The 17,329-nt window shown below is 65.7% G+C and carries 16 protein-coding genes; 6 read left to right on the forward strand and 10 right to left on the reverse strand.

The window, feature by feature from the left end; all coding sequences use genetic code 11:
* The first annotated feature begins 74 nt into the window (after positions 1-74).
* The 3 genes from DM450_RS11105 to DM450_RS11115 all read left to right on the forward strand — a co-directional run bounded on the left by DM450_RS11105 (position 75) and on the right by DM450_RS11115 (position 2,564).
* Positions 75-1,364, forward strand: a complete 1,290-nt coding sequence (locus DM450_RS11105; protein WP_142634820.1) for an aspartyl/asparaginyl beta-hydroxylase domain-containing protein — start codon at positions 75-77, stop codon at positions 1,362-1,364.
* A gap of 67 nt (positions 1,365-1,431) precedes the next feature.
* Positions 1,432-1,689 (forward strand): hypothetical protein, encoded by a 258-nt coding sequence (locus DM450_RS11110; protein ID WP_142634821.1) that lies wholly within the window; start codon positions 1,432-1,434, stop codon positions 1,687-1,689.
* A gap of 29 nt (positions 1,690-1,718) precedes the next feature.
* Entirely contained in the window at positions 1,719-2,564 is an 846-nt protein-coding gene (locus tag DM450_RS11115; protein ID WP_142634822.1) for a hypothetical protein, read from the forward strand.
* Between the two features lie 93 nt (positions 2,565-2,657).
* Here DM450_RS11115 and clpB read toward each other — a convergent pair whose 3' ends face one another.
* On the reverse strand, positions 2,658-5,237 hold the full coding sequence (gene clpB, locus DM450_RS11120) for an ATP-dependent chaperone ClpB (protein ID WP_142634823.1): 2,580 nt from the start codon (positions 5,235-5,237) through the stop codon (positions 2,658-2,660).
* A 329-nt stretch (positions 5,238-5,566) separates the two neighbouring features.
* Between clpB and DM450_RS11125 the strand changes: the two genes are divergently transcribed.
* From DM450_RS11125 to DM450_RS11135, 3 genes are all read left to right on the forward strand, one after another.
* Entirely contained in the window at positions 5,567-6,022 is a 456-nt protein-coding gene (locus DM450_RS11125; protein WP_142634824.1) for a nuclear transport factor 2 family protein, read from the forward strand.
* Positions 6,023-6,120: 98 nt separating this feature from the next.
* Complete coding sequence (locus DM450_RS11130) at positions 6,121-9,054, forward strand: M16 family metallopeptidase (RefSeq protein WP_142634825.1); 2,934 nt, start codon at positions 6,121-6,123, stop codon at positions 9,052-9,054.
* A gap of 28 nt (positions 9,055-9,082) precedes the next feature.
* On the forward strand, positions 9,083-9,382 hold the full coding sequence (locus DM450_RS11135) for a hypothetical protein (RefSeq protein WP_142634826.1): 300 nt from the start codon (positions 9,083-9,085) through the stop codon (positions 9,380-9,382).
* Positions 9,383-9,461: 79 nt separating this feature from the next.
* Here DM450_RS11135 and DM450_RS11140 read toward each other — a convergent pair whose 3' ends face one another.
* From DM450_RS11140 to DM450_RS11180, 9 genes are all read right to left on the reverse strand, one after another.
* Positions 9,462-10,400 (reverse strand): hypothetical protein, encoded by a 939-nt coding sequence (locus DM450_RS11140; protein WP_142634827.1) that lies wholly within the window; start codon positions 10,398-10,400, stop codon positions 9,462-9,464.
* Positions 10,400-10,921: a hypothetical protein gene (locus DM450_RS11145; RefSeq protein WP_142634828.1), complete on the reverse strand. Its 522-nt coding sequence runs from the start codon at positions 10,919-10,921 to the stop codon at positions 10,400-10,402. The genes DM450_RS11140 and DM450_RS11145 overlap by 1 nt, the downstream gene beginning before the upstream one ends.
* A gap of 234 nt (positions 10,922-11,155) precedes the next feature.
* Positions 11,156-12,658, reverse strand: coding sequence for an Asp-tRNA(Asn)/Glu-tRNA(Gln) amidotransferase subunit GatB (gatB, locus tag DM450_RS11150; RefSeq protein ID WP_142634829.1), 1,503 nt, complete (start codon positions 12,656-12,658; stop codon positions 11,156-11,158).
* 177 nt (positions 12,659-12,835) lie between these two features.
* On the reverse strand, positions 12,836-14,323 hold the full coding sequence (gene gatA, locus DM450_RS11155) for an Asp-tRNA(Asn)/Glu-tRNA(Gln) amidotransferase subunit GatA (protein WP_142634831.1): 1,488 nt from the start codon (positions 14,321-14,323) through the stop codon (positions 12,836-12,838).
* Positions 14,324-14,626 (reverse strand): Asp-tRNA(Asn)/Glu-tRNA(Gln) amidotransferase subunit GatC, encoded by a 303-nt coding sequence (gene gatC / locus DM450_RS11160; RefSeq protein WP_021234714.1) that lies wholly within the window; start codon positions 14,624-14,626, stop codon positions 14,324-14,326.
* Between the two features lie 122 nt (positions 14,627-14,748).
* Positions 14,749-15,279, reverse strand: a complete 531-nt coding sequence (locus DM450_RS11165) for an FKBP-type peptidyl-prolyl cis-trans isomerase (RefSeq protein WP_260609801.1) — start codon at positions 15,277-15,279, stop codon at positions 14,749-14,751.
* An 11-nt stretch (positions 15,280-15,290) separates the two neighbouring features.
* Entirely contained in the window at positions 15,291-15,842 is a 552-nt protein-coding gene (locus DM450_RS11170; RefSeq protein WP_142634833.1) for an FKBP-type peptidyl-prolyl cis-trans isomerase, read from the reverse strand.
* 326 nt (positions 15,843-16,168) lie between these two features.
* Entirely contained in the window at positions 16,169-16,375 is a 207-nt protein-coding gene (rpsU, locus tag DM450_RS11175) for a 30S ribosomal protein S21 (protein ID WP_132386556.1), read from the reverse strand.
* A gap of 230 nt (positions 16,376-16,605) precedes the next feature.
* Positions 16,606-17,310 (reverse strand): hypothetical protein, encoded by a 705-nt coding sequence (locus DM450_RS11180; RefSeq protein WP_142634835.1) that lies wholly within the window; start codon positions 17,308-17,310, stop codon positions 16,606-16,608.
* Positions 17,311-17,329: the final 19 nt, after the last annotated feature.

Here is a 17,329-nt window from a genome sequence, read left to right on the forward strand (position 1 = left end):
TTCTGCCCGTTGCCCGCGCGGAAACTTGTGCTAGCGATCGTGTCATCAGCCCCTGACGGGGCGGGGGGACTTACATGAACACGATCGTCACACGCCTGTTTCAACAAGCCGTGCAGGCACGCCAGACCGGGCAGGTGCAAGAAGCCCGCAGCAAGCTGGAAGAAGCGCTGCAACATCAACCCGGCATGCCGCAGGCGCTCAACCTGCTCGGCCTGATCGCGCTCGACGGCAAGGACTTTGCCGCAGCCCGCGAGCATTTCCGGGGTGCGGCGCAGAGCGATCCCGGCGAAGCCGCGCTCTGGATGAACCTTGCCTCGGCCGAGCGCGGACGGGACGATAGCGAAGGCGAACGCGCGGCGCTGCGCCAGGCGATCGCCATCGACCAGCGCAACCTCATGGCGCAGATCCGCATGGGCCAGTTGCAGCAAAGGCTGGACGAACGGCAGGATGCGGCCGACACCTGGGGCAAGGTGCTCGCACTCACGGCCGGGCTTGCCGACATTCCGCCCGGACTCGCCGAAATGCTCGAACAGGGCAAGCGCTTCCTCCAGGCGCACAAGGCCGATTTCGCCGCCTATGTCGAAGCGGGTCTGGCCGACCAACTGAGCGGGGCCGACGAAACGACCCGCCGCCGTTTCCAGGCCTGCCTCGACCGCGAATTCAACCGCCGCACCTTGTTCCAGAACCACTGCTCGGGACTGCACTATCCGTTCCTGCCGGCCGACGAATTCTTCGACCGCAAGCACTTTGCCTGGATGAGCGACCTGGAGGCAAAAACCGAGGCCATCCGCAGCGAATTCCTGGCACTGATGGCCGGGAGCGGCAAGGATGTGCGCCCTTACCTGCAGCAGGAGGCGGGAACACCGCAGAACAAGTGGACCGCGCTCGACCAGTCGCTCGACTGGGGCGCGGTGTTCCTCTGGGAATATGGCAAGCGCAACGACGCGGTATGCGATGCCTGCCCGCAGACGGCCGCCGCGCTGGAAGCGATCCCCCGCCCGGACATCCCCGGCCGCACGCCCTCGGCGTTTTTCTCGCTGCTGAAACCCGGCAGCCGGATCCCGCCCCATACCGGGGTGACCAACAGCCGCGCCATCATCCACCTGCCCCTGATCGTTCCGCCCGGTTGCGGTTTCCGGGTCGGCGGAGAGACCCGGAGCTGGCGCGAAGGCGCGGCCTTCGCCTTCGACGACACGATAGAACACGAAGCCTGGAACGACAGCGATCATTTGCGGGTCGTTTTGATATTTGACGTCTGGAATCCGCATTTGTCCCTTGCGGAGCAGATGTTATTACAGCAATTCTACGCTACGGCTGACGACAGCAAGACAAAGTCCGACAGACAGGCGCTGCCCGCGATCTGATCCGGGAAGACAGCACGCGAATTGGCGGAAGCCTCGAACGGTCTCTTGATCTCCAAGGAGTTGTTTCATGAAAGTACTCAAAGCCATCCTCTTGACCGGCCTGGCTGTCGTGGCCATGCCGGCACTTGCGGATAATCCGCCCAAGCCCGACCGCAATGCCCCCAACGCCGTCCGCTGCAAGCAGCTGACGGAAACCGGCTCGCTCGTGGTCAAGAAGCGCATCTGCAAGACCAATGCGGAATGGCGTGCCATCCGCGAACAGCAGAGCCAGGACGCGGACGACCTGATCACCCGCAACCGCGCCGGGATGAATCCGAACGGCTAAGGCGTTTTCTCATCAGGGGGAATCACCTGATGACCCGGAAAACGCGTGAAACCGAAATCTTGGGGCAGCTCATCCGATGCAATCGGATCAACAGCCCCAAGACCTTGGTCAGGACGACCGGAAGCAAAAGGCCCTCCGCTTCATGCGGCGGGCCTTTTTCCTTGAAACTCAAAGTCCGTGCCCGGTCCGGCCCTGTCACCGCAATGCACACCGCAGCGCAAACGAGGCGCCAGGATTCCCCAAGCGCGGTTTTGCAAATGCGGCGCCCTGCTGTAGGCACATCGCCAGTCTCAACGATACAGGGAGCACACCAGGTCATGCGCATCGGGGGCAACAGCCTTTTGTCCGTTCTTTCGCTCGGAGGCCTGTGCCTGGGCCTCCTGCTCCCGGAGGCGGGAGCGGCGAAGGATGCTCCCACGGCCGCGCCGCCCGATCTTCAGAGGCTGGAAACCTGCCGGTCGATCGCGTCGGACGCCGAGCGGCTCGCCTGTTTCGACCGCGAAAGCGCGGTGTTTGCCCAGTCCGTCGATTCCGGAAAGCTGCGCGTCATCGACAATGAAGGGGTGAAGGAAATCCGTCGTTCGCTCTTCGGGTTCTCGCTTCCCCGCATCGGGCTGTTCGGCGGCAATGAAGAGGAAGCCGCCGGCGAACAGGTCAACAAGATCCAGAGCACGCTGGTAGCGGTCAAACAGATCGCCAACGGCAAGATCTGGTTCCGTCTTTCCGACGGCGCCGAATGGCAGACCAACGATCCCCTCGGCACCGCGCGCATGCCCGCTTCCGGCCAGACGATCGAACTCGAGAAAGCCGCGCTCGGCTCCTACTGGGCACGCTTCGAGACGATCCGCGCCATGAAGGCACACCGCGTGAACTGATCGCCTGAACTGATCGCCTGAACGGAGATAGGGGCCGGACGCTGATGCGCCCGGCCCCCGCCTGTTCGTTTCTGGGCTATCCTTGCCGGTCGATCAGTCGACGCTGATCGCCAGCGCCCCGTCGCCATCGTCGATCCGGACGTGGGAACCGTCGGGGATCTCGCCGCCGAGCAGCTTCTCGGCCAGCGGGTCCTGCAAGTAGCGCTGCACCGCCCGCTTCAGCGGACGCGCGCCGTAGACCGGATCGTAACCCACCCGGCCCAGCCAGCGCTTGGCCGCATCGGTGAGGTCGAGCACGATCTTGCGGTCCTTGAGCAGCTTCTGCACGCGCGCCACCTGGATGTCGACGATCGGGCCCATGTGCTCCTGCCCCAGCCGGTGGAACAGCACGATCTCGTCGAGACGGTTGAGGAACTCGGGCCGGAAATGCCCGCGCACCACTTCCATCACCTGCGGCTCGACCGTCTCCACGTCCTGCCCTTCGTCCAGCCCGGCAAGGTACTGGCTGCCGAGGTTGCTGGTCAGGATGATCAGCGTGTTGGTGAAGTCCACCAGCCTGCCCTGCCCGTCGGTCAGGCGGCCATCGTCGAGCACTTGCAGCAGCACGTTGAACACGTCCGGATGCGCCTTCTCGACTTCGTCGAACAGCACGACCTGATAGGGCCGGCGCCGCACGGCTTCGGTCAGCACGCCGCCCTCGTCGTAACCGACATAGCCCGGAGGCGCGCCGATCAGGCGGGACACCGCGTGCTTCTCCATGAACTCCGACATGTCGATGCGGACCATCGCGCTGTCGTCGTCGAACAGGAAGCCGGCCAGCGCCTTGGTCAGTTCGGTCTTGCCGACACCCGTCGGGCCGAGGAACAGGAACGAGCCGAGCGGCCGGTTCGGGTCCTGCAGCCCCGCACGGGCGCGGCGCACCGCCTTGGACACGGCCGAGACCGCATCCTTCTGGCCGATCACGCGCGCACCGATCACTTCCTCCATCTTGAGGAGCTTCTCGCGCTCGCCTTCCAGCATCTTGTCGACCGGCACGCCGGTCCAGCGGCTGACGACGCCGGCAATGTCGTCCTCGGTCACTTCCTCGCGCAGCAGCGCGTTTCCGGCCTGGGCCTGCGCCTCGGCCAGCTGCTTTTCAAGCGCGGGGATCGTGCCGTAGGACAGCTCGCCCGCCTTGGCGAGATCACCCGAACGCTGGGCCTGCTCCAGCTCCACGCGGGCCGCTTCGAGCTGCTCCTTGATCTTGCCCTCGGCTGCGATCTTGTCGCGCTCGTTCTGCCAGCGGGTGGTCAGCTCGCTCGACTGCTGTTCGAGATTCGCCAGTTCCTCGCGCAGGGTGGCGAGCCGATCCTTCGATGCCTCGTCGGTCTCCTTGCCGAGCGCCATTTCCTCGATCTTGAGCTGGATGATGCGGCGGTCGAGCTTCTCGATCTCCTCGGGCTTGCTTTCCACTTCCATGCGGATGCGGCTGGCCGCCTCGTCCATGAGGTCGATCGCCTTGTCGGGCAGGAAGCGGTTAGTGATGTACCGATTGGAGAGCGTCGCCGCCGCCACGATGGCACCGTCGGTGATCCGCACGCCGTGGTGCAGCTCATACTTCTCCTTGAGGCCGCGCAGGATCGAGATGGTGTCCTCGACCGTCGGCTCACCCACGAAGACCGGCTGGAAACGGCGCTGCAGGGCGGCGTCCTTCTCGACGTACTTCTGGTACTCGTCGAGCGTGGTGGCGCCGATGCAGTGCAGTTCGCCGCGCGCGAGCGCGGGCTTGAGCAGGTTGCCCGCGTCCATCGAGCCTTCGGAGGCGCCCGCGCCGATCAGCGTGTGCATCTCGTCGATGAACAGGATGATCTGCCCTTCCGCGCCCTTCACTTCGTCGAGCACGGCCTTGAGGCGTTCCTCGAACTCGCCGCGATACTTGGCGCCCGCGATCAGCGCGCCCATGTCGAGTGCCATCAGGCTGCGGCCCTTGAGGCTGTCGGGCACGTCGCCATTGGCGATGCGCAGGGCAAGGCCCTCGGCGATGGCAGTCTTGCCGACGCCGGGATCGCCGATGAGGACGGGGTTGTTCTTGGTGCGACGGGCAAGGATCTGCACGGTGCGGCGGATTTCCTCGTCACGGCCGATGACCGGATCGAGCTTGCCGTCGCGTGCCGCCTGCGTGAGATCGCGTGCGTACTTCTTCATCGCGTCATAGGCGTTTTCCGCGCCGGCGCTGTCCGCCGTGCGGCCGCCGCGCAGTTCGGTGATCGCTGCTTCCAGCGCCTGCGGGGTGAGATTGGCCGCCTTGAGCGCCTGCCCGGCCGAGGTCGTGGTGGCGAGCGCCAGCGCCAGCAGCATGCGCTCCACGGTGACAAAGCTGTCGCCCGACTTGGTGGCCAGTTGCTCGGCCTGGTCCAGCACGCGCACGGCGTCGTTGTCCAGCCCGGGCGTGCTTTGCGCACCGCTGCCGGACACCGCCGGAACCTTGGCCAGCGCCTTGTCGACTTCCTGCTGCGCGAACGCGGCATTGCCGCCCGCACGCTGGATCAGGCCCGAGGCCATGCCCTCGCCGTCTTCCAGCAGGGCCTTGAGGATGTGATCGGGGCCGATGCGCTGATGGTTCATGCGGATCGCAACGGTCTGCGCCGCCTGAAGGAACCCCTTGGCCCGGTCGGTAAACTTTTCGAGATTCATGGTCGTGAATGCCTCCTGACCTCGATTATATAGTGTTGCATATATGCAACACAAGTGCCTCTCTGAAGATTTTCAGAATGTCGGGAAACCGCGGGTTTCGCATTGATTTCGCACAATTGCCTCGATCGAATCGCCCCGGGACGGCCCTTAGATGGGAGCGCCCCACGCGATTGCCAGTGCCAATCGACCGCAGGCGTTCGCACCCGGTCGAACACCGCCGCGTCGCCGGGGCGTTGAACGCGCCGCTCGTGCAAGGAAGGCTTGGCGCGGGAGCAACCCTTGCATAGCCTCTGCGCCCACAACCAGACCAACCGGAAGAGGCATCGACAGTGGCGAAATTCACCCCCCAACAGGCTGCGGACGTGCTGGCGATCAAGCAGGTCGTCTATGAATGGGGCGACGAACTCGACATCCACAACGGCCTCGAAATGCGAAAGGCGGACGTCCTGGCCGAAGACGTCGCCTACAATGTCGGCGGCGAATGGCGCGAAGGACTGCAGGCGGTCGAAGCCTTCTACCAGGGCCGTGCCGAAGCCCTGCGTGCCGGCGCCGGACTGATGACGATGCGCCACATCATCACCTCGCTGCGGGTCTCGTTCGACGATGCGGACAAGGCCAGCGTCGGCTACCTGCTGGTGTTCTTCGCCGCCGCCGGCGAGGGACCGTTCGACACCTATTGCGACCCGCTGGCCGTGGCCGACGTGAAGATGGAATGCCGCCGCGATGCCGATGGCGAATGGCGCATCACCCGCTTCGATTCGGGGCAGATCTTCCGGCGCGGCTGATCCGATTTTGCGCAAGGCGACGACGCCGGTCGAGCGCCGTTGCCTTCCAAGCGATTGAAACTCTGGTCAGCCGCGATCAACGTGATAGACCTTGGGTCATGCGACTTGCCTCTCGTTCCAGCGCCACTGCGCTTGCCACCGCCCTTCTTGTCTCCGCCTGCGCGACCACGAATGCCTCCAGCCCGCCGGCGTCGGCCGCGGATACCCGCGCGGCGGCACGCGATGTCGTATCCGCTGCCGACGCGGCGATGGCCGAGGCGGCGGCCTCCCCGGCCGCTCTCGTCTCCAGGGTGGACATCCCCTACGAGAAGTTCGTGCTGGCCAACGGCCTCACCACGATCGTCCACACCGACCGCAAGGCGCCGATCGTAGGCGTCACGCTCTACTTCCACGTCGGCTCCAAGAACGAACCGCGCGGCAAGACCGGCTTTGCCCACCTTTACGAACACCTGTTCTTCGGCGGCTCCGCCAATGTGCCCGACTTCGACGTACCGCTCGACGCCGCCGGCTCCACCTCGAGCAACGGATCGACCTCCTACGATCGCACCAACTACGTCGAGACCGTGCCCACCGGCGCGCTGCCGCTGGCGATGTTCCTCGAGAGCGACCGCATGGGCCACCTGCTGCCCGCCGTCACCCAGGACAAGCTCGACAAGCAGCGGGGCGTTGTCCAGAACGAGAAACGCCAGGGCGACAACCAGCCCTACGGGCTGTTCGAGTACGCGCTGAACGACGGCCTGCTGCCGGTCGGCCACCCCTATCGCCACACCACCATCGGCTCGATGGCCGACCTCGATGCCGCCAGCCTCGGCGACGTGCGCGCCTGGTTCACCGACCATTACGGCCCCAACAACGCCGTGCTCGTGCTGACCGGCGACATCGACGCGGCGACCGCCAGGCCGCTGGTCGAGAAGTGGTTCGGCCAGATCCCGCGCGGCCCTGACGTCGCGCCGGTCACCGCAGGGCCGGTCACCCTGCCCGCCCCGCTCCACCGCGAGATCGCCGATCAGGTTCCGCTCACCTACCTCACCCGCAACTGGACCGGCCCCGGCCTCAACGATGCCGATGCCCCGGCCCTCGAAGTGGGCATGGACATCCTCGGCGGCCTCGCCAGCTCGCGCCTCGCCAACGAACTGGTGCGCGGCCAGCAGCTCGCAGTAGGCGCTTCCGCTTCCGCCCAGGTCGAGGAGGACATGAGCTTCCTCAGCATGGGCATGCAAGTGAAGCCCGGCGTCGACCGCGCCCGCGCCAATGCCGCCTTCGACAAGGTGCTGGCCGACTTCCTGCGCGACGGACCGACCGAGGACGAAGTGCGCCGCTCGGTCATGAGCACGCTGTCGGAGGAGATCGGCGGCCTCGAACGCGTCGGCAGCTTCGACGGCAAGGGCGCCACGCTGGCGGAAGGTCAGGCCTATTCCAACGATCCCGCCAAGTACAAGCATGACCTGGCGGCGATGGCCGCCCTCACGCCTGCCAAGATCAAGGCGGCGATGAACACGTGGCTCTCGCGTCCCGTCTATGCGCTCGACATCGTGCCGGGCGAACGCACGATGGACGGCGCCAAGCTCGGCGGCTGGGGCGACGAGGACAAGACCCCGGCGCCCAGGCCCGATGCCAAGCGGCCCGCCCCCGCGCTGCCGCCCGCGCCGAAGATCTCGGCCCCGCCGGTGGCCCCGGTCGGCGCGCTGGCCTTCCCCGCGATCGAGCGAGCAACCCTGTCCAACGGCATTCCCATCGTGCTCGCCCGCCGCACCGCCGTGCCCAAACTGGTGCTGACCGTCGACTTCGACGCCGGTTACGCAGCCGACGCGCTCGACACGCCCGGCACGCAAGGGCTCATGCTCGCGATGCTCGACCAGGGCACCGAGCACCTCGATGCGACCCAGATCGCCGAGGCGCAGGAACGGCTCGGCGCCAGCATTTCCATCGACGGATCGCTCGACACCTCCAGTGCGACGCTGTCCGCGCTGACCGCCAATCTCAGTCCCTCGGTCGACCTGCTCGCCGATGTCGTGCGCCATCCCGCCTTTGCCCCCGCCGAAGTGGAGCGGGTGAAAGTGCAGGCCGAAGCCGCGCTGGCGCAGGCCCAGTCCACGCCCGCCGGGCTCGCGCGGCGCGCACTCGGCAGCGCGCTCTACGGCAGCCACCCTTACGCCCAGCCGAGCGACGGCCTGGGCCAGACCGCCAGCCTGGCCGCGCTGACCCCCGCCGCGCTCAAGGCCGCGCACGACAAGTGGCTGCGCCCTGATCTCGCCCGCATCACCGTGGTGGGCGACGTGACCATGGACGAGCTCAAACCGCTGCTCGAGCGTGCTTTCGGCACCTGGCAGGCACCGGCCACCCCGGCGCCGGCCAAGCCGATCACCGCCCCGATCGCCGCCCAGCAGCCGCGCATCGTGCTGATCGACCGCCCGCATTCGCCCCAGTCGGTGATCGTCGCCGGCCGGGTGCTGCCGCTGTCCGGCCGCACGCCCGACACCGAAGCGCTGCAACTCGCCAACGAAGTGCTGGGCGGCGGCTTCCTCTCGCGCCTCAACAAGGACCTGCGCGAAGAAAAGGGCTGGTCCTACGGCGTCTACAGCCGCGTCAGCCAGCCGGTCGGCCCCAGCGCCTTCACCCTCTCGGCCCCGGTCCAGTCCGACAAGACCGGTGCCGCGATCAAGGCGATCATTGCCGATATGGGCGCCTATCCGGCCACCAGCGCCATCACCGCCGAGGAATTCCAGCGCGTGACCGACGGCGCCATCCGCCAGCTTCCCAACCTGTTCGAAACCAACGCACAGATGGCCGGCGCGATCCGCCAGAACGATCGCCTCGGCCGCCCGGAGGACTACTATGTCTCGCTCGCCGCCAAGTATCGCGGCATCGGCGAACCGGCGGTGGCGGCGGCCGCCAGCCAGTACTTGCGCCCCAAGGGGCTGGTCTTTGTCGTGGTGGGCGACCGCAAGGTCGTGGAACCCCAGCTCAAGGGGCTTGGCCTGCCGATCGAAATCCAGCAGGCACCGGCAGCAACGGGCGACGAATCGGAATGAACCGCCCGGCAACGAACAGGAGAACATGATGTCGCTCGGCGGAACCTACCAATGCTCGACCAAGACGCCGATGGGCCACCAGAAGGGCACGCTCACCATCGTGCCCGAGGGTGACACCTTCACCGGCCAGATCACCGGCGATCTCGGCACGATGGAACTGCGCGACGGCAGGATCAGCGGCAACCAGCTGAGCTGGAAGATGAAGATGACCTCGCCGATGCCGATCGACCTCGACTGCAAGGCGAGCGTCGAGGGCACCGAGCTCACCGGCACGATCAAGGCCGGCTTCTTCGGCACGATGCAGCTCACCGGCACCAAGGTCGGCTGAGCGACCCTGCACGCGGCAAGCAAACAGGCCCGGAAGCAGATCTTTGCTTCCGGGCCTGTTTTTGTCGGTTACGGCAGGATCAGGGCTGCCCACCGCCGCTGTTCGGCGCTGCAGCCGCTCCGGGCATTGGCCGCGGGAAGCCGAGCACGACACGTTCGCCGCTGACCACATCGATCGCAACGTCACGCTGATAGGCGAGCACGCCGGGCACCGGCTGCATGCGCGACACCGTCAACCCGTAGAAGTTGTTGAGCTTGCCGCTCGCGTGGAACTCGGCCTTGGCCGACGGGTAGGCCGCCAGCGAGGCAGGCAATCCGTAACGCGGCGTTCCCGGTCCATGGAGGCGGGAAACAAGCTTGGGATCCATGTCCGAGGGCACCTGCGCCGTCTGGTCGGGGGCGACTGTGAGGAAGTCGCCAAGATCCGTGATCTGCCCGGCCTTCACCTCGAAACGCACCGATCCCATGCAGAAGCAGACGCCGCTGCCCACCCCATTGGCCGCGACAAAGACAGGGCCGTAATAGATGTAGGTGCCCGGCTTCACCAGCTGCAGATAGCTGTATTCATCCGTGGCCGCATTCTTCGAGAACGCGTACATTGGCCCCACGTTCACCAGGGTGCGCTGCCCGATGTCCCCCACCGAGAACGTCTCACGCTCGGGTTTGACCGGCTTGAGCGGCACGATCAGGTTGCGCTGCTGGGCAAAGGTGACCGCCTTCTCGTAACCCGCCGCCTGGCTCTCGTAAGTCTTGACGGCCTTCGCAAAGGACCTTTCGAATACAGCCGTATAATCGGCAAGGTCCTGCTCGTCGGGAATGCGCACGAAGGCGCCGTTGCTCCGCCCATCCGTACGCAGGAAGATGTACCCCTGGGCGGGATCGATCTTGTACTTGCCGGAAACGAGATTCTTCTCCTCGATGGCCAGGGTCGGCGCGGGAGGCGGATCCTTGTCGGCGAGTGCGGGCGAAGCCAGACCGGCCAGCGACAGCGCGGCCGCGAATGCAAGACGCGCGCGCATCACAGGCCCAGCGCCTTCTGCTGCGGTGCCGGTCCCGACGCCACGCGCGCCTGCTTGAGCAGTGCCTCGGCCCGGTTCTTGGCGTTCTCGCGGTCCAGTCCTTCCTCGAAATTGAAGTCCTGCCACAAGTCCTTCTCCAATCCGTAGCGGTCGTACCCCTTGAAGCCCATGCAATTGCGCAAGTTGGTGCGGCGCATCTGGCGGCGCACCGCCGAGCCGAACACGGCATCGGCAATCACCGAACCGATGGCGCCGCCGATCGCGCTCGGCAACACGCCGTACTGCGCGAAGGCCGCCGTCGAGCCAAAATCACCGCCGCCATAGTAGCTGGCGCCGCTGCTCAGCGCGTCACACTCGATGATGTCGGCATAGGCCTCGTCGAAGCTGGTATCGGGGCGCTGGAAATAGAAATACTTGTCATAGTCCGCCTCGATGAGCGGCGTTTCGACAAAGGCGGTTTTTGGCATCGCCACGGCCGCGATTTCCGCCTCGCTGAAGCGGCGCATGGGCAATCCGGTCACGCTATCGATCGTGACGGAAGTATTTGCGGCCACCGATGCGGCCGCCACCGCTTCGGTTGAAGTAGATTGGGCCAAAGCGCCCTCAAGCGGCTGGACGCATGTAAGCATGGCCAGCGCCAGTAAAGTCCTGTGTCGCATAAATTCCCCCTGACGTTCGAATGAACGCCAGGGGGAGATCAATCACGGAATTCTACCGACTTCAAGCAGTCTTGGGCCTGACTCTGGTGATATATTTCAGCCCAGCTTGGCCTTCAGGATCTCGTTCACCACCTGCGGATTGCCCTTGCCGGCCATGGCCTTCATCGTCTGGCCGACAAAGAAGCCGAACAGCGCGACCTTGCCGTCCTTGTACTGGGCGACCTTGTCGGCATTGGCGGCGAGGATCTCGTCGACCTTGGCCTCGATGGCGCCGGTATCCGATTCCTGCTTGAGGCCCTCGCGCTCGACGATCACGCCCGCATTGTCGCCGGTCTCGAACATGGTCTCGAGCACCTGCTTGGCGATCGAGCCGGAGATCGTGCCCTTGCCCACCAGCGCCAGCAGTTCCGCCGCTTGGCTCTGGCTGATCGGCGAATCCTCAAGGCTCTTGCCCAGCTTGTTGAGCGCGCCGAAGAATTCCGAGATCAGCCAGTTGGCGGCCTGCTTGGCGACGTCGGCCGGGGCCTTGTCCTGTGCCGACGCGGTCTCGGCCAGCAGCGCCTCGAACCACGCGAACGTCTCGACATCGGCGGTCAGCACGGCGGCGTTGTAGGCAGACAGGCCCAGTTCGCCGACATAGCGGGCGCGCTTGGCATCCGGCAGCTCGGGCAGGCTCGCGCGGCATTCCTCGAGGAAGGCATCGTCGAGTTCGAGCGGCAGCAGGTCGGGATCGGGGAAGTAGCGATAGTCGTGCGCGTCTTCCTTCGACCGCATCGAGCGCGTCGAGCCGGTGGTCGGGTCGAACAGGCGGGTTTCCTGCACGATCTTGCCGCCGCTCTCCAGCACGTCGACCTGACGGCTGGCCTCGTGCTCGATCGTCTGCATGACAAAGCGCACGGAGTTGACGTTCTTGGTCTCGGTACGGGTGCCGAACGGCTCGCCGGGCTTGCGCACCGAGACGTTGACGTCGCAGCGCATCGAGCCCTGGTCCATGTTGCCGTCGCACGAGCCGACATAACGCAGGATCTGGCGCAGCTTCGCCACGTAGGCACCGGCCTCGGCGGGCGAGGTCATGTCCGGGCGGCTGACGATTTCCATCAGCGCCACGCCGGAGCGGTTGAGATCGACATAGGACATCGTCGGATGCTGATCGTGCATCAGCTTGCCCGCGTCCTGCTCGACGTGGATGCGCTCGATGCCGATCACCTTGTCGGCCGGAATGCCCGCCTTCTCGTCCGCCTCGATGGTCAGCGAGCCTTCGCCGACCAGCGGGTGGTAGAGCTGGCTGATCTGGTAGCCCTGCGGAAGGTCGGCATAGAAGTAGTTCTTGCGGTCGAAGCGCGACCACTTGTTGATCTGCGCCTCGATCGCCATGCCGGTGCGCACGGCCTGACGGATGCATTCGCGGTTCGGAACCGGCAGCATGCCCGGCATCGCCGCGTCGATCAGCGACACCTGCGAGTTCGGCTCGGCACCGAACGCGGTGGCCGAACTGGAGAACAGCTTGGAGTTCGAGGTGACCTGCGCGTGGACTTCGAGGCCGATCACGACCTCCCAGTCACCGGTGGCGCCCTGGATGCGATAGGTTGATTCAGTCATCGTGTTTCGGTCCACTTCTGGGGCGACGCAGCAGCCGATGCCGCTGCCTCGCCCCGTCATTTGTTTCCCGCTCCGGCACTTTGCGCCGAGCTGCGGGTCGGTCGTCTTCCCTTTTCGGCTCCCGGATCGGCCACACCTCTGCGATGCCACTGACCAGTTCGAAAAGGAACGACCAGCTTACCACCACTTCTCCGGCTTGGCCGCGAACAGCGCGCGCTGTTCCAGCGCGAGACCGGCGTTCAGCACGCCCTGTTCGTCAAACGCCTTGCCGATGACCTGAAGACCCAGCGGCAGACCTTCACGGTTGAGGCCTGCGGGCACCGACATCGCCGGAAGACCTGCGAGCGAGGCCGGCACCGCAAAGACGTCGTTGAGGTACATCTTCAGCGGATCGTCGACGTTCTCGCCAAGGCCGAAGGCGGCGCTGGGCGCGGTCGGCGCGAGGATCACGTCGCACTCTTCGAAGGCATGCGCGAAGTCCTGCGCGATCAGCGCGCGGACCTTCTGGGCCTGCGTGTAGTAGGCGTCGTAGAAACCGGCCGAGAGCACATAGGTGCCGATCAGGATGCGTCGCTTGACCTCGGGGCCGAAACCGGCGGCGCGGGTCGCGGCGTACATGTCCTGGAGGTTCGCACCGTCCGGCAGGTCGCGCAGGCCGTAGCGCACGCCGTCATAGCGGGCGAGGTTCGACGAGGCTTCGGCAGGGGCGATGATGTAGTAGGTCGGCAGCGCGTACTTGGTGTGCGGCAGCGAGATCTCGACGATCTCGGCGCCCGCATCCTTCAGCCAGGCAATGCCGTCATCCCACGACTTGGCGACATCCGCGTCCAGGCCATCGACGCGGTATTCCTTGGGAATGCCGACCTTCTTGCCCTTCATGTCGCCCGAAAGCGCGGCTTCCCAGTTCGGCACCGGGAGGTCGAGGCTGGTCGAATCCTTGGCGTCGAAACCGGCCATGGCTTCGAGCATGATCGCGCAGTCCTGCACCGAGCGGGCCATCGGGCCTGCCTGGTCGAGCGAGCTGGCGAAAGCAACCACACCCCAGCGCGAGCAGCGGCCGTAGGTCGGCTTGATGCCGGTGGTGCCGGTGAACGCGGCAGGCTGGCGGATCGAACCACCGGTGTCGGTGCCGGTCGCCGCCGGGCAGAGGCGCGCGGCGAGCGCGGCCGAGGAACCGCCCGAGGAACCGCCGGGCGCGAGCGCGGCATTGCCACCGTCGTTGCGCTTCCACGGCGAGATCACGTTGCCGAAATAGCTGGTCTCGTTAGACGAGCCCATGGCGAACTGGTCGAGGTTGAGCTTGCCCAGCATGCCTGCCCCTGCATCCCACAGCTTCTGCGAGACGGTCGATTCGTACTGCGGCTTGAAGCCTTCCAGCATGTGGCTGGCGGCGGTGGTCTGCACGTCGAAGGTGGCGAACAGGTCCTTCATGCCGATCGGCACGCCGCCCATCTTGCCCAGCGCTTCACCGCGCGCACGCTTGGCGTCGGTGGCGGCAGCGGCTTCGACAGCCTTTTCCGGCGTGGCGATGATGAAGGCGTTCAGCGCTTCCTGCGCAGCAGCGACGTTGGCGTTGAACGCCTCGGCCACTTCGACGGCGGTGAAGTCGCCGCCGGCAACACCGTCGCGGATCTGCGCGACGCCAAGTTCCGTAAGATCAGTCATTTATTCGATCACCTTGGGCACGCCGAAGAAACCGTGTTCAGCGGCGGGAGCATTGGCCAGGACGGCATCGCGCTTGTCGCCGCCGGTCAGCGGATCGGCATCGATCACGTCGTCGCGCAGGCGCAGCGTATTGGGGATGACGGCGGTCATCGGCTCGACTTGCGAAGTATCGACCTCGCCAAGCTGCTCGACCCAGGCGAGAATGCCGTTGAGTTCGGGGACCATCGCCTCGATTTCAGCCTCGCTCACCTTGATGCGGGCAAGGCTGGCGATCTTCGCAACGGTTGCGGTATCGACCGACATGGCTTTCCTTCACGATTAATCCGGCACGCGGCAACCGCGCACCGGAAAGTTCAGGCCGGGGCGCTAGCACCCGGCCGGAATTGCTTCAAGCATCGAGCGACCCGCAAAGGGCCGCCGATGTCTTATTGCTTGGGTTGCTGGGCCTGCGGATCGGCGGGAGCGGCCGCTTCCTGCTGGGCCTGAACCGCCGCCATCATCTGCTCGAATTCGGCGCGGGTCTTCCAGTCGATCAGCTGGACTTCGAACACGAGGTCCGAATTGGCCGGGATCGGGCCGGACGCTTCCGCACCGTAGCCAAGCGCCGAAGGGATCGTCAGGCGGTAGGACCCGCCGCGCTGCATCTGCACGAGGCCATCGGCAAAGCCGGGCACGACTTCGCCCACCGGCATCGGCGTCGCGTCCGACTGGTCGAACACGGTGCCGTCCTTGAGCATGCCCTTGTAGGCGATCAGCACGAAGTCATCGCGGCCGGGGCTGGCACCCTCACCCTTGGTCAGCGTTTCCAGCGTGACCTTGGGTGCGGCAGGCGCCGCTGCCGGAGCCGGAGCTGCTGCCGGAGCGGCTGCCGGAGCAGCGGGCTTCGCCGCGGCCTGAGCCGCCACCGGCAGCGCCAGCGCCGCCAGCGAAGCGAGCGCGAGAGAAGCGATCTTCACCGGGCGCGCGATCAGGGCTGGGCCGGAGCGGCTTCGGGGGCCGCGCCACCCGGCATGCCGCCGGCCGCCGCGCCGCCCTGCTGCATCTGCATCTGCTGAAGCTGCTGGAGGATACGCTGCTGCCGCTCGATCTCGGCGCGGCTCTTGAAATCGATCAGCTCGATCTCGAACTGCAGGTCGGTGTTCGGCGGAATCGGGCCCGCACCCTTGGCACCGTAACCGAGCGCGGCGGGAATCTCGACGTCGTATTTGCCGCCGCGCTGCATCTTCACCAGCGCCTTGCCGAAGCCGGGAACGACTTCCGCCAGCGCCATCGGCACACCCTTCTGCTGGTCGAAGACCTTACCGCCGGGCAGCGTGCCCTTGTAGTTGATCAGCACCACGTCATCGAGCGTCGGCGAATCGCCCGAACCGGCCTTGATCGTCGAAACATGGACGGCAGGCGGCAGCGTGGCGTAAGCGACGCCGGCGCCGGCAAGCGCGAGCGCGGCAACACCGATCCAGATCTTGGCTACGGCGCCCTTGGCAACCGGCTGCAGCGGGACGCGGGTGATCTCTGTCATGGAGCCTTCCTGGTTATCTTGTGGCGCCCAGCGGCTGCGATACGCGCGCAAGGCACGGATGCGCAAAAGGGCGCGGGATTCGTCCGCGCCCTCATGGATCAGGAAAACGCAACCAGCAAGCGATTAAGCCGCGTTACCGCTTGCACGAATCGTTTCCTGAACGCGCAGCAAAAACACCAGCGCCGGACACGACATCGGCCCGCTCCCTCACCCGACCTTTCGAGGCTTGCCCGTTATCGACAAGCACGAACGAGGTCGCGTGGGGGAGCGGGCCGGCACCGCACAAGGCGTGGGGGACAAACCCCACGCCCTATCCGACGGGTATCTTACTTGACGCCGTCGCGCTCGAGACGCTTGCGCTCCAGCTTGCGAGCGCGGCGAACGGCAGCAGCCTTTTCGCGCGCACGCTTTTCGGAGGGCTTCTCGAAGTGGCGACGCAGCTTCATTTCGCGGTAAACGCCTTCACGCTGCAGCTTCTTCTTGAGAGCCCGGAGAGCCTGATCGACGTTGTTGTCGCGAACGAGAATCTGCATAAACCGACACACCTCACAAATCGAAAGCACGACTTCCGCATTCCGACGCGGAACGTACCTTGAGAAAACACGAATTTCGCCGAATCCCTTGCGAGGTCGGCTCGAAGTTGGGGGCCGCTAGCACCAACCGGCCCGCAAGGCAAGCAATCTTGGCCGCATTTAGGCCAGATGCAGCTCCCTCCGCCGGGAGCGAGGGCCCGCCGGAGGGAGTTTTACACGATTTGAGCCAATCAGGCCAGTTGATCGACGATCAGGCCCGACAGCGTGGATTCGGCAAGGCCCGCAGCCGAATAGGTACTGGAAGTACCCTGCGCGTCCTTCAGGTTCTGGAGGAAGGCCAGAATCGCATCACGCGCCTCGCTCGAGGAATCGGCCTCGTCGGTGTCGTCCGTCGAATCGGTATCATCCGTCTCGTCGGTCTCATCGGTCTCATCGGTTTCGTCCGTTTCCTCGGTTCCCTCGGTTTCGTCCGTTTCTTCGGCACCGCCGACCGCACCCGAAGGCGGCGGACCGGGAGGCGGGCCACCGGCGCCCTGCGGGCCGCCCATACCGCCGCTGCCGCCCTGCACGCCGCCGAGCGCCGCATCGTCGCCGGCCGCCGCCGAGCCATCGGCCGTCACGGCACCCGAAGGCCCCTGCGCAAAGAGGGACTGCAACTCGCTCGCCTGGTCCTGGGTCAGCGTGCCCGAAGACACCTGATCCGCGATCAGCGAATTGATTCGATCCTTCATCTGCGAGGGATCGAGCCGGCTGCCCGAATCCGCCGAGCTGTCCGAAGACAGCGAACTGCCGATCGAATCGAGTGCCGATTCCAGCGCGCTGGCATCTGTGTCGGAGATCGTCCCGCTGCTGAGCGCGGTGGAGATCTTGTCGTCCATATCCTGCCGGGGATTGAACATGGCGCCCATCGCGCCGGTCGTGGATGAAACTTGCATCGTTTTTTCTCCTTGCGGA

The organism is Sphingomonas sp. IC081, from assembly GCF_006874585.1.
Taxonomy (GTDB): domain Bacteria; phylum Pseudomonadota; class Alphaproteobacteria; order Sphingomonadales; family Sphingomonadaceae; genus Novosphingobium.

What these genes read in the sequence shown, in the direction of transcription:
- DM450_RS11180 (WP_142634835.1), bottom strand. Translation starts at nt 17,310, where the DNA reads ATGCAAGTTTCATCCACGACCGGCGCGATGGGCGCCATGTTCAATCCC.
- DM450_RS11170 (WP_142634833.1), bottom strand. Translation starts at nt 15,842, where the DNA reads ATGACAGAGATCACCCGCGTCCCGCTGCAGCCGGTTGCCAAGGGCGCC.
- clpB (WP_142634823.1), bottom strand. Translation starts at nt 5,237, where the DNA reads ATGAATCTCGAAAAGTTTACCGACCGGGCCAAGGGGTTCCTTCAGGCG.
- DM450_RS11115 (WP_142634822.1), top strand. Translation starts at nt 1,719, where the DNA reads ATGACCCGGAAAACGCGTGAAACCGAAATCTTGGGGCAGCTCATCCGA.
- DM450_RS11135 (WP_142634826.1), top strand. Translation starts at nt 9,083, where the DNA reads ATGTCGCTCGGCGGAACCTACCAATGCTCGACCAAGACGCCGATGGGC.
- gatB (WP_142634829.1), bottom strand. Translation starts at nt 12,658, where the DNA reads ATGACTGAATCAACCTATCGCATCCAGGGCGCCACCGGTGACTGGGAG.
- DM450_RS11140 (WP_142634827.1), bottom strand. Translation starts at nt 10,400, where the DNA reads ATGCGCGCGCGTCTTGCATTCGCGGCCGCGCTGTCGCTGGCCGGTCTG.
- gatA (WP_142634831.1), bottom strand. Translation starts at nt 14,323, where the DNA reads ATGACTGATCTTACGGAACTTGGCGTCGCGCAGATCCGCGACGGTGTT.
- DM450_RS11130 (WP_142634825.1), top strand. Translation starts at nt 6,121, where the DNA reads ATGCGACTTGCCTCTCGTTCCAGCGCCACTGCGCTTGCCACCGCCCTT.
- gatC (WP_021234714.1), bottom strand. Translation starts at nt 14,626, where the DNA reads ATGTCGGTCGATACCGCAACCGTTGCGAAGATCGCCAGCCTTGCCCGC.
- rpsU (WP_132386556.1), bottom strand. Translation starts at nt 16,375, where the DNA reads ATGCAGATTCTCGTTCGCGACAACAACGTCGATCAGGCTCTCCGGGCT.
- DM450_RS11110 (WP_142634821.1), top strand. Translation starts at nt 1,432, where the DNA reads ATGAAAGTACTCAAAGCCATCCTCTTGACCGGCCTGGCTGTCGTGGCC.
- DM450_RS11105 (WP_142634820.1), top strand. Translation starts at nt 75, where the DNA reads ATGAACACGATCGTCACACGCCTGTTTCAACAAGCCGTGCAGGCACGC.